Origin of the sequence: Blastomonas sp. UPD001 (assembly GCF_003426715.1) — a bacterium.
Classification (GTDB): domain Bacteria; phylum Pseudomonadota; class Alphaproteobacteria; order Sphingomonadales; family Sphingomonadaceae; genus Blastomonas.
Genome location: NZ_QKVT01000001.1, coordinates 566,984 through 577,749 on the forward strand (window position 1 = coordinate 566,984; position 10,766 = coordinate 577,749).

8 protein-coding genes, 1 tRNA gene and 1 pseudogene are annotated in these 10,766 nt (G+C 61.9%); 1 reads left to right on the forward strand and 9 read right to left on the reverse strand.

The window, feature by feature from the left end; translation table 11 throughout:
• Nucleotides 1–41: 41 nt before the first annotated feature.
• Nucleotides 42–581: a DUF6118 family protein gene (locus tag DM995_RS02670; protein ID WP_157973046.1), complete on the forward strand. Its 540-nt coding sequence runs from the start codon at nucleotides 42–44 to the stop codon at nucleotides 579–581.
• Between the two features lie 322 nt (nucleotides 582–903).
• On the opposite strand, the gene DM995_RS02675 is transcribed toward DM995_RS02670, so the two are convergent.
• The 9 genes and pseudogenes from DM995_RS02675 to DM995_RS02715 all read right to left on the reverse strand — a co-directional run bounded on the left by DM995_RS02675 (nucleotide 904) and on the right by DM995_RS02715 (nucleotide 10,747).
• Complete coding sequence (locus DM995_RS02675; protein ID WP_116968410.1) at nucleotides 904–2,019, reverse strand: BREX system ATP-binding domain-containing protein; 1,116 nt, start codon at nucleotides 2,017–2,019, stop codon at nucleotides 904–906.
• Complete coding sequence (locus DM995_RS02680; protein ID WP_116968411.1) at nucleotides 2,016–4,136, reverse strand: PIN domain-containing protein; 2,121 nt, start codon at nucleotides 4,134–4,136, stop codon at nucleotides 2,016–2,018. Before DM995_RS02680 ends, DM995_RS02675 begins: the two co-directional genes overlap by 4 nt.
• Nucleotides 4,133–4,594, reverse strand: coding sequence for a hypothetical protein (locus DM995_RS02685; protein WP_157973047.1), 462 nt, complete (start codon nucleotides 4,592–4,594; stop codon nucleotides 4,133–4,135). Before DM995_RS02685 ends, DM995_RS02680 begins: the two co-directional genes overlap by 4 nt.
• Before the next feature lie 418 nt (nucleotides 4,595–5,012).
• Nucleotides 5,013–5,088, reverse strand: a tRNA-Lys gene (locus DM995_RS02690).
• 164 nt (nucleotides 5,089–5,252) lie between these two features.
• A complete protein-coding gene (gene rodA / locus DM995_RS02695) occupies nucleotides 5,253–6,371 on the reverse strand; it encodes a rod shape-determining protein RodA (RefSeq protein WP_116970296.1) in 1,119 nt (372 codons plus the stop codon).
• A 411-nt stretch (nucleotides 6,372–6,782) separates the two neighbouring features.
• Nucleotides 6,783–8,141 (reverse strand): annotated as a pseudogene (gene mrdA / locus DM995_RS02700) (penicillin-binding protein 2); the annotation flags it as partial.
• Between the two features lie 13 nt (nucleotides 8,142–8,154).
• Nucleotides 8,155–8,670, reverse strand: a complete 516-nt coding sequence (gene mreD / locus DM995_RS02705) for a rod shape-determining protein MreD (protein ID WP_023837438.1) — start codon at nucleotides 8,668–8,670, stop codon at nucleotides 8,155–8,157.
• Nucleotides 8,667–9,689 (reverse strand): rod shape-determining protein MreC, encoded by a 1,023-nt coding sequence (gene mreC / locus DM995_RS02710; protein ID WP_116968413.1) that lies wholly within the window; start codon nucleotides 9,687–9,689, stop codon nucleotides 8,667–8,669. The genes mreD and mreC overlap by 4 nt, the downstream gene beginning before the upstream one ends.
• Before the next feature lie 14 nt (nucleotides 9,690–9,703).
• On the reverse strand, nucleotides 9,704–10,747 hold the full coding sequence (locus tag DM995_RS02715) for a rod shape-determining protein (protein ID WP_116968414.1): 1,044 nt from the start codon (nucleotides 10,745–10,747) through the stop codon (nucleotides 9,704–9,706).
• Between the last annotated feature and the right edge of the window lie 19 nt (nucleotides 10,748–10,766).

The following is a 10,766-nucleotide window of genomic DNA, read 5'->3' on the forward strand; positions in this document are numbered from 1 at the left end:
CCGCCATTCTCAACTAGATTGTCGCGCGGTTCTCATCCTGATTGTCGCGCAGCAGTTTGCGGCACGCGATCGAATCTTTGGCGCAGAAGCCAGCGCTGGCGCTGACGCCGGAGATGATTGCCAGGCAGATCGAGGCAGCAGGGCAGGGCGTTTGCAGGAACGCTAATCAAGCCTTGGTAGCTGCCCAGGGCAGTCTGCAGAATTCTATCGCCGCGCTCTCCAGGGTGACCGGGGCGGTTAGGGCAGCTAAACGCCAGAATCAGATTTTGGCTGGGGCTGCGGGTCTGGCTTTGGTGCTAGGTTGGGTCGGCGGATGCATTGTTCCGCCAGCGATCGATTGGGTTGTGCCGGAAGCCTGGCAGTGGCCTGAGAAGCGAGCCGAATCTGCATTGCGCCTTCGCGGCTGGGAGGCGGGGGAGAGGCTGCTTTTTGTGAACGATCCGGAGCGCTGGCAGGTGATCCAGGCTGCGGCGCGGATGTCAGACGCCAACAGCCACGCGATCGCGAAGTGCGCCAGCCGTGCGGACGAGCGGAAACTGAAAAGTGTCGGTTGCTTAATCGAGGTCAGGGCCACGGACTAAATTGAGGGCCTAGGCAAAGTGCAATTTTCCGATGCGCGGTACAAATAGCCTACCGCCGAACGACTGCTAAGACCTGGCTTGGGACTCGCCTATCATTCAAGAGTTACGGTAGGAACGTCAGCTCTTGTCTGGAGCAGACATTCCGTGTTTGCTTGAGTGGCATCGCAGAGCAACAGAAACTGGGCGGGTATCGTCACATGCGTAAGCCTATGACCATGCCATCCGGTCGAGCCTGACGGAAACGACTCGTTATCCCCGGATTGCCAGGACACGCAATCATGCAGACGACTAATGTCGCCATGCTAACAGAGGCGGCTTGTGCTCAGGCCTGCTGCAAGCGCCCCTCTGCGAGAACATGAAGCTGGTGCAAAAATTCTCGCTGTCGAACACCGCTATCGCCTCGGCGTTCGGCCGTCTTTCGTAGCCTTTCGAATACTTCTTCGATCTCTTCTTCCGTCACTAACACTTTATGCCCGGCTTTCTGACCTCGGAACTGCCGTCGATTATTCGCTTCGACTTTGGCGGTCGTTAGATAAAAGTTAGCAAGCTCGGATGCCGTCTCGAGTTCTTCAAGCGGAAGCAGAGTGATCTGATTTTGAAGTCGGCTACGAAAGGCTGGTACTGCCGCTGAGTAGCGGCGCATCGCGTCCGGTGTTATCGCGATCATCATGAAAAGATGTCTCGGCAACGCATCGATAATCGCGCGCATCGCGGAGAGATATCGTGTAATCGCGGTCGGACCCAGCACGCCGTCCTGCTTTTCTAACTCGTCGAGAAGTAGGAAAATACCCTTGAGAATTTCGGCTTCGCTACTTACCAAAATAAGATCGCGCAACGCTGCTGTTTTGGATTCTACCGTATCGAGGCGAAACTGCACGCCTAATGTCTCGCGGTGGACCTTCAGGAGGCGAAACCCGAGCAGCCATTCTAGCATCAACGCTGCGTTGGCTTCTCGCGTATCTTCATCACGCAGCGCGTGCAAAGCCGACCGCATGTCCTGACTGCGCACGACCGTCATCGGACTGTCATCTTCGTCCAGCTCCGCAGCCAGCTTTTCTAGGTGATCCGTACCGATCTCCTGGAACAGCCGCCGGATCGTTGCTTCGAACGACGCCTCGGGATCAGCGAGATAACGAACTACGTAATATTCGTCCTCTTCCTCCAGCGCTTCTTGAATCTGCCCCTCGAAATAGTTCAGGAAGTTAGTCTTACCAGTCCCTTGCGTGCCTTCGACCACAACAACCTGAGATCGATTGTCGCGGAAGAAGCTGAGAATGCGCGCTTCGGCTTCCTCATCGGCTTCCGTCCGAAAATGCGGATTGTTTGATGTCTGGTTCGCGGACGGGAAAGGATTACCGGCGACACCATACTTCGTGAATATCTGAGGCGCACCACCGCCACCGCCACCCTGCTGCCTCAGCTTATCCTTAAGGCTCATCGCGCCGCCTCCAAGATACGGAGGCTGGTGCTGGCCTTGCCCGGTATCAAATAGTCACCCCGGTAGAGATGCACCGTGTCGATCACGGGATGCCCGCCGCGAGCTCGAAGCACCTGCAAAATATGCCGGTCATTTCGAACATCGGTCGTCGACCCTTCAGTTGATCGGCGAAGGAGGCCGGCTGCACTGGCGTCACTGAGGCGCGCGCGCGCGATCTCGGGATGAATGCCCTCGTCCCTGATAAGCCTCTCCAGCCAAGCGCCTGTCGACACGAGCTCATCGCCGGTATCGAGCGCTTTGAAATGCGCAAGCGCAAGCGGTGCGAACGCTTCAGCTGTCGGGGTGCTGGGCGTGGGGTAAAGTCCCTCTTGATGAATTGGCGCACAGATCAACGTGATTTCCCCCAATGTCCTATAGGTTTTGAAGGCACGCTCGAAAATGCCTGGAGGGATCGTTGATCCCACCGGGACTGCCGCCACATTAGCAGCAAAGTCAGCAAAGGAAGTCGCAGATTGCAGAGCCTCGAAGGCCGACTTATTATCCTCGTTTCTTAGCGCAATCGCCAAAGCCGAGCCGGCAGGTGTCGCGTTCCAGGTGTCGCCATCGACAACGACATAGCCGCCCGACAGGAGGAAGCGACGGTAATCGTCGATGCCTGCCCGGTTTTTCGCGCCCGCCAGCTTCAGAACGGCTTCTTCCGGCAGTGATTGCTCGACGTCGAGCCCATCGAGCACGGTGAAGAAAGTCGCCACGTTAAACCGCTGGGGCCGAGTTGCACCAGATGCGACCGGCTGCTGTGCCTTGTGCGCCTTTACATCCGCCGTTTTGGCGCCTGAACGTGCGGTACGGGCGGCCCCTTTAGCGGCCCTTTCTCGAGCTTGTTCGGAGGAATCCGGAGCTTCCGAGCTTGATGTCGTTTTCGGTGCAGCCGACAGCGCCGCGATGCCGGCGACATTGGCCGGGATCGCTGGATCCTTGAGCGCAACACATCCATGGTGGTCGCACCAAAGCAGGTCGCCATGCGATTGCACTGGAGACCAGCTCAGCCCCTCACCGAACGCTGCGACTTCAATGTGCCGATCGCTGGCAGTGGACTCCAACCGGACACCGCCGAATGCGGTCGCGAGCTCCCACAATACGGAAGCCAGCGAGCACTCGCGCAGCTTGCCGCTGAAAGGATCGAGATTGATGCCGGTTAGTCGGCGACCGAACAGATCGCTGGCGACTACTGAGTTAAAATACGTCGGCACGATACCCTCGGCAAGCGCCATGCGCGCAAGTCCTTGATCGCTTGTCAGGAGCTGCACCTTATGGCCCAGATTAGACTGCGCCTGATGCTGCCGCGCGCTCTCAAGAATGAGGCGATCAGCGTAGGCTTTGATGCGCACACTCAAGTTGAGGTCGGTTAGTTCGGGATCTGCGTCTTTCATGAAGGCGCTGCGAAGTGGATCGCCCAAGAGAAAGTTGCGCTCGATCTCCGTGTCGGTGTTCAGTTCGAGACGCAGCAGCACCCGCTGGCCACCTTGGCTGAGCATGTGGTCGATGAGGATGTCGAGCGGTCTGATCTTCGCCGCGCGACGCGTGCTCAAGAAGCGCTCGGCGAAATTGACAATCTCCATCTGAACGATTGCCGGCACCTTGACCCTTGCCGCAGGGTGTAGATGTCGGGCTACGAAATCGAGACCGCCCTGGATAACCGCGCTGGTGTCCGCCACTACGGTTGTCGAACGCCGGTACGGCATGCCTTCCAGCGCGAACGGATCTAAGCGCGGATATCGTAGCCCCAACCGCACCGCGATCCCGCCCATCGCGTCCATGGCGCGGCGAAGCTTGCCATTCTTGCGGTCGGCCTCTTTCAAGCCCATGAGCTCGACTAACTGAGCGTCGACGTTTTCGCTCGAGGGCAAGGCCCATTCGAAGCCGCCCCGGCGCACCGCAGTAAGCATATGGCTTACTTTGTCGCCACCAGGATTGAGAGTAATTGAACCTAAGTTCAGCCAGCCTTGAGCGCCGAACGCCTTGTTTTCGGAAACCTTGACCTGAGCCTCAGAACCTTCCGTAAACAAGTGAGCCAGAAGGGTTTCAGCTTCCCGCGGTGTGGTAAGTATCGAGTTCATCGCACGGACACCGACAGGCCTGGTATGCCGCCAAAAGAGCCGATCAGCCACTCGACCTGGTTGCGCAACGCCAATAACGGATTGAGCCGATAGGGCGCATCCTCATCCTCTTGCGGCGGATCGAGGCTAATGGTCCATTCTGCTTTGCCGCTATCTAGGATTCGATCGGCCTCGACTACGAACTCGACAAGGCGTTCCACGCGCCTATCGTCGGGATTGCTTGATGGCTCAAACCTGTCGAGCAACACCGCCCGCAACAGGGCACGGTCCTCCTCTTCAAGGACACCATCGAACGGATCTTCACGCATCTGCCAGGAAAAGATTTCCTGCTGGATCTCCGACTCGCCGGATATAACTTGCTGCTCGTTCTGATCCCCTCTCCACAGGGAAAGCGGTCGTCCGGGCGCGAAATCCCGCCACACAGAAAGCCTCAGCTTTACAATCAACTCTGCTGACACACTTCCCCCTAATCTCACAAGTCTCCGAGTCTTATCGTTCGCAGCCTCGTGACGCCAGAGGTTAGGTACCCCACCGTCGGATTCCGGCCTTTTAATTTAACCAACCGCTGGCCGTGGGGCCAGAGCTCAATAGGTCGAAGGTCCGAAGTCAGCGCGAGGCCGTCCGCTAGGCCGCCTCGCGCTTAGCGAATGGCTGGTTCTGCCGGAAGCCGCCGTTCAAAGCCCGAGCGGTGGACGGCGCATTCTGGGTCGAATTCCGTCTTACGTTCTTTGGTTGAGAGGGTGTTGGAGAGGCTTTGCCAACATGGCGTACCAAATTTATACCGGCTCAGATGTTACCTAGGGCGTTACCTAGAGCACTTTTCCGTCAATCTGACGCCAATGGCGATCCAGTAACCATTTGATCGTAAAGGAAAAATGGTGGACGCACTAGGGCTCGAACCTAGGACCCGCTGATTAAGAGTCAGCTGCTCTACCAACTGAGCTATGCGTCCATCCATCCGTGGCAGGTCGGCTCGAATCAGCCGCCGCCGGGAGAGCGCTGCCTATATAGGATCGCGCAGCGATGGGAAGAGCCTTTTTTGGCTTTTCGTGCAGAAATTTGACGGCGGGGTTCGGGGGACCCGAGCACGCCGCGCGATCGCCGGCGGTGAGGCGATCAGGCGAGCACGCGCCCGCCGCCGCCGCCCTGGCGCGTGGTCCGCTCGATGCCCATCAGCAGGCCGATGCAGATCATGATCGTCATCATCGACGATCCGCCATAGCTCAGGAACGGCAGCGGGATGCCGACCACCGGCGCGAGGCCCATCACCATCAGCATGTTGATGGCGATGTAGAAGAAGATCACCATGGTGAGCCCGCCGCCCGCCAGCTTGCCAAAGCGGCTGGGGGCGTTGAGCGATACGATCGTCGACCAGCGCAGCAGCAGGGCGAACATCACGATCACGAACAATCCGCCGATCAGCCCCCATTCCTCCGCCATGGTGGCAAAGACGAAATCGGTATGGCCTTCGGGCAGATAGTCGAGATGGCTTTGCGAGCCCTGGAGATAGCCCTTGCCGCCGATCCCGCCCGATCCGATCGCGATCTTCGACTGGCTGATATGATAGCCGGTGCCGAGGGGATCGCTCTCGGGATCGAGAAAGATGAGCACGCGGTTCTGCTGATATTCCTTGAGCAGGAAGAAGAAGGCGAAGGGCACGAACGCCGCGCCTGCCAGGCCTGCGCCGATGAACAGCCGGAGCGGCACCCCGGCGAGGAACATCACCGTGACCCCGCCGGTCATGATGGCGATCGAGGTGCCGAGATCGGGCTGGGTCATCACCAGGAACCAGGGCACGCCGATCAGCACCAGCGGCGGCCAGATCGCCGACCAGCTGCGCGCCTGGCCGATCGGCAGCATCTCGTAGAAGCGCGCGATGGCGAGAACCACCAGCGGTTTCATGAATTCCGACGGCTGCAGGCGGATGAAGCCGAGCTCGATCCAGCGCTGGCTGCCGCCTTTCACGGCGCCGGCGAGCTCGACCAGCAACAACAGCACCGCGAACAGCGCATAGGCGGGGAAGGTGCCCCATTTGACGAAATTCTCGCTGAACAGCCGGATCACCAGCGCCATTATGAGAAAGACGACGAACCGCAGCGCATGGATGCCCGCCCAGGGCGAGACGCTGCCCCCGGCGGCCGAATAGAGCACGATCACGCCGAACCCGGCGATGGCGACAGTGATGAAGATGATCTGCCAGGGCAGCTCCGCCACCGGGCGGGGGACGAAGGCCAGCATCAGTCGGCGGCCTCTTCGGTCGGCGGTTCGGGCAACCGGCCTTCGGCGCGCGCGCGGAACAGGTCGAATTCCGCCGCCATGCGCTGCTGGATGTTGCCGCCCCAGCCGGCCTCCATCGCGAGCAGGCTGTCCATCGCCTTTTGCGGATCGAACATATAGGTCATGAAATCCTTGGCGACGGGCGCGGCGGCGCGCGATCCGCCCAGGCCATGCTCGATCACGACGGCGGCGGCATAGAGCGGCTGCTCGACCGGCGCGAAGCATACGAACAGGCCGTGGTCGCGATATTTCCAGGGCACGCCCGCGCCGCCGCGGCTGCCCGAGCCGAGCCCGCGTACCTGCGCGGTGCCGCGGATAGAGCTTTCGCCCCGAGGCGAGCCGCGCGACCATCACCGCGAGCTGGAGCGGGTTCACGATGACATAGCCCTGGCCGATGACCGCATTGAGCGAATCCGACGCGGTCCATTCCTGCTTGAACTTGCGCATCTTCCATTCGCTGTCGGGAATGGTGCCATAGCGCTGGTTGAGGCCGGCGAGGTTGAAATCCTCGCCCAGGCCCATTTCGCGCGCGACCATCGCGATCTTGTCATAGCCGAGGCGGTGCGCCTGCGCGTAGAAATAGGTGTTGCAGCTCTTCTCGATCGCGCGAACCATGTTCACCGGGCCGTGACGCCCGAGGCACTGGTAGAAACGATTACCCAGCCGATAGCCGCCGGGGCAGTTGACGGTCTCTTCGGGATCGACGCCGTGCTGGAGGCAGGCGACCGCGGCCATGGGCTTGAGCGTCGATCCGGGCGGATAGAGCCCGCGTGTCGCCTTGTTGAGCAAGGGCACGCGCTCGTCCTGCGACAGCATCGAATATTCCAGCCGCCCGATACCGTCGGAAAAGCTGTTGGGGTCGAAACAAGGCATCGAGGAAAAGGCGAGGATGCCGCCGGTCTGGCAATCGATCACCACCGCGGCACCCGATTCGCGGCCCATGCGTCGCGCGACAAATTCCTGCAACCCGCCGTCGATGGTCAGCTTGAGCGGCTTGCCGGGGACATCCTCCTGCACGCCCAGTTCGCGAACGATCTTGCCGCGCGCGGTGACCTCGACCTTGCGCGCGCCCGGCTTGCCCTGAAGCTGCGGCTCGAAATATTTCTCCAGCCCGTCCTTGCCGATCTTGAAGCCCGGGGTGATCAGCAGCGGGTTCTTGTTCTCCTCATACTCCTCGGCATTGGCGATGCCGACATAGCCCAGCAAATGGCCGACCGCCGCCCCGGTGGGATATTGGCGCGAAAAGCCGCGCTGCGGCGCGACGCCGGGCAGGTCGGGCAGGCGGACCGAGAGCGCGGCGAAATCCTCATAGCTCAGCCCCGCCGCGACCGGCACCGGCTGGAGTCCGCGCGCGTCCTTCATCGCCGCTCGCAAATCGTCGACCTTGTCGGGGGTCATCTTCAGGATGGAGCTCAACTGGTCGATCGTTCCGTCGACATCGCGCACGCGCTGCGGGATGAGGTCGACGCGGAAATCGGCCTTGTTGTTGGCGAGCGGCTTGCCATGCCGGTCGATGATCCAGCCCCGGCGCGGCGGAATGAGCGTCAGGTTGACCCGGTTGCTCTCCGACAGCATCTTGTAGCGCTCGTTCTCGACGATCGAGATATAGGCCATGCGCCCCGCGAGGATCGCTCCGACGAGCCCCTGCGCCCCGCCGATCAGCATGGTGCGGCGGTTGAACGTGATGTTGAGCGAGTTGCGGGTGATCAGCTTGCCCGGACGTATCATCGCCACCCGCCCCTCAGCGCTTGAGACGGATATGGTCGAGCCGCGCGACAAGGCGCAGCACCAGCGGATAGGTGAAGATCGCCAGGATCATCTGCGGATAGAGCACCGAAAGGCGCGTGTCGCTGACAAGGAAATTGTTGATCGCGAGGCCTCCTGCGAGCCCGAATATAAGGCACAGCGCGGCGATGAACCAGTCCTGCCAGTAATTGCGCCAGATATAGCGCTGCTCGATCAGGTCGAGCGCGATGAGGATGATCGACCACAGCAGTACCGCGCTGCCCACCGGCTGGCCGCTCAGGATATCGTCGAACATGCCGAACGGCACGCCCGCCCAGACCGGCCAGATGCCCGGGCGCAGCAATTGCCAGCAGATCAGCACGACCAGCCCGAAAGGCGGCAGCACCGGCGCGGAGGCGACGATCGGCAGCAACGGGGTCATCGATCCGATCAGCACCGATGCGATCGGCACGCCGGCCTTGCGAAAGGTGGAAGGCTCGCGGTTCAGCCGGGCGCGATAGGGCGCGTTCATGGCCGGCCCTGACCTGGCGCCTGGGCGGGTGAAGCGGCATGAGCCCGGGCGGGCGCGGGGGTCGGCCCGGTCTGCGCTGCGGGTTTCCTCGCAGCCTCGCGCGTGCGCGGTGCGGAGGCCGGCGCGGCGGTTTCGCTATTGGCGGGCGGCAGACCGCTCGCCTCGGGATCGACCAGTTCGGGCTCGTAGATTTCCTGCACGATGACAAAATCGGTGCCGGCAGGATTGGCGAGCAGCTTGCCGATCGCGCCGTCGCCGGTCAGCTTCTCGATGATCGCGACGGGTACATTGGGCGGATAGATGCCGCCATTGCCCGATGTGACCATGACGTCACCGACCTTGAACGGATTGATGCCGATATCGATCAGCTTGATATCCACCCGGCCATCGCCGCGGCCTTGCGAAAAGGCGACAATGCCATCGCGCGCGCGGCGGACGGGCACAACATTTTCGGCATCGCTGAGCAGCAGCACGCGCGAGGTGTTGGGCCCGGTCTCGAGCACGCGGCCGATCAGCCCGCGCTGCGCGCGCACCGGCTGCCCCCGCTGGACGCCCTGGCGCGATCCGACATCGAGCGTGGCGAAGCGGCGGCTGCTCGAGGCGCTCGAGTTGATCAGACGCGCGGTGGCGACGGGGCGGCCCTCCTGCTTGATCAGCCCAAGCAGGCGACGAAGCTCACGGTTTTCCTGCTTGAGCGCGCGCGCCTCGATCAGGCGGATGCGGTTGCGCTCGACCTCGCGCTGGAGCTCGGCATTCTTGGACCCCGCGTTGAAATAGGCGGCGACCTCGCGCCAGCCGTCCTGCACGCCGACGCGCATGCCGGTGAACAGCCGGGCCGGCGGCGCGCCGATCTCGGCCGCGACCGAGCGGACGGCGGAAAAGGCAGCCGGATCGAAGCGCGACAGCGCGAGCAGCAACAGCCCGGCAAATGCTCCCGTGAAGGCGAGCAAATACCCGGTGAAAATCTGCAGCTGCGCCTTGCGGGAGAACCCGGGGCGCCGTTTGCGGGGCGGCGCCATGCTTCAGTCGCCGGTCAGGCGGTCATCAGCACGCCGCGGAAGATGGGATCCTCCATGGCGCGGCCGGTGCCAATGGCAACGCAGGTCAGCGGGTCCTCCGCGACCGAGACGGGCAGCCCGGTCTCTTCGCGCAGATGCGCATCGAGGCCCGCGATCAGCGCGCCGCCGCCGGTGAGCACGATGCCCTGGTCGACGATATCAGCGGCGAGTTCGGGCGCGGTGTTTTCCAGCGCGATGCGCACGCCCTCGACGATCTTGCTGATCGGTTCGGACAGGGCCTCGGCGATCTGGCCCTGGTTGATCGAGATTTCCTTGGGCACGCCGTTGACGAGATCGCGGCCCTTGATCTGGATCGTGTGGCCGATGCCGTCGGGCGGAGCGACCGCGATGCCGAAATCCTTCTTGATCCGCTCGGCGGTGGTTTCGCCGATCAGCAGATTGTGGTGACGGCGGACATAGGAGACGATCGCTTCGTCCATCTTGTCCCCGCCGGTGCGGACCGAAGTGGTGTAGGCGAGGCCGCGCAGCGAAAGCACCGCGACTTCGGTGGTGCCGCCGCCGATATCGACGACCATCGATCCGACCGGTTCGGTCACCGGCATGTCGGCGCCGATCGCGGCGGCCATCGGCTCGACGATCAGCATCACCTGGCTCGCGCCCGCGTTCGACGCGGCATCGCGGATCGCGCGGCGCTCGACCGAGGTGGAGCCAGAGGGAACGCAGATCACGATCTCGGGATAGCTGAACATGCTGCGCTTGCCGTGCACCTTCTGGATGAAGTGCTTGATCATGTGCTCGGCGACCTCGATGTCGGCGATCACGCCATCGCGCAACGGACGGATGGCCTCGATCGAATCGGGGGTCTTGCCCATCATCATCTTGGCATCGACGCCCACGGCCTTGACCCGCTTGATGCCGTTCAGCGTCTCCAGCGCCACCACCGAAGGCTCGTTCAGCACGATGCCCTGGTCCTGGACATAGACAAGCGTATTCGCGGTGCCCAGATCGATCGCCATGTTGTGCGAACCGAACCGGAAGAGTTTGGAGATGAACGACATGCAGACTTTCCAGAACTAG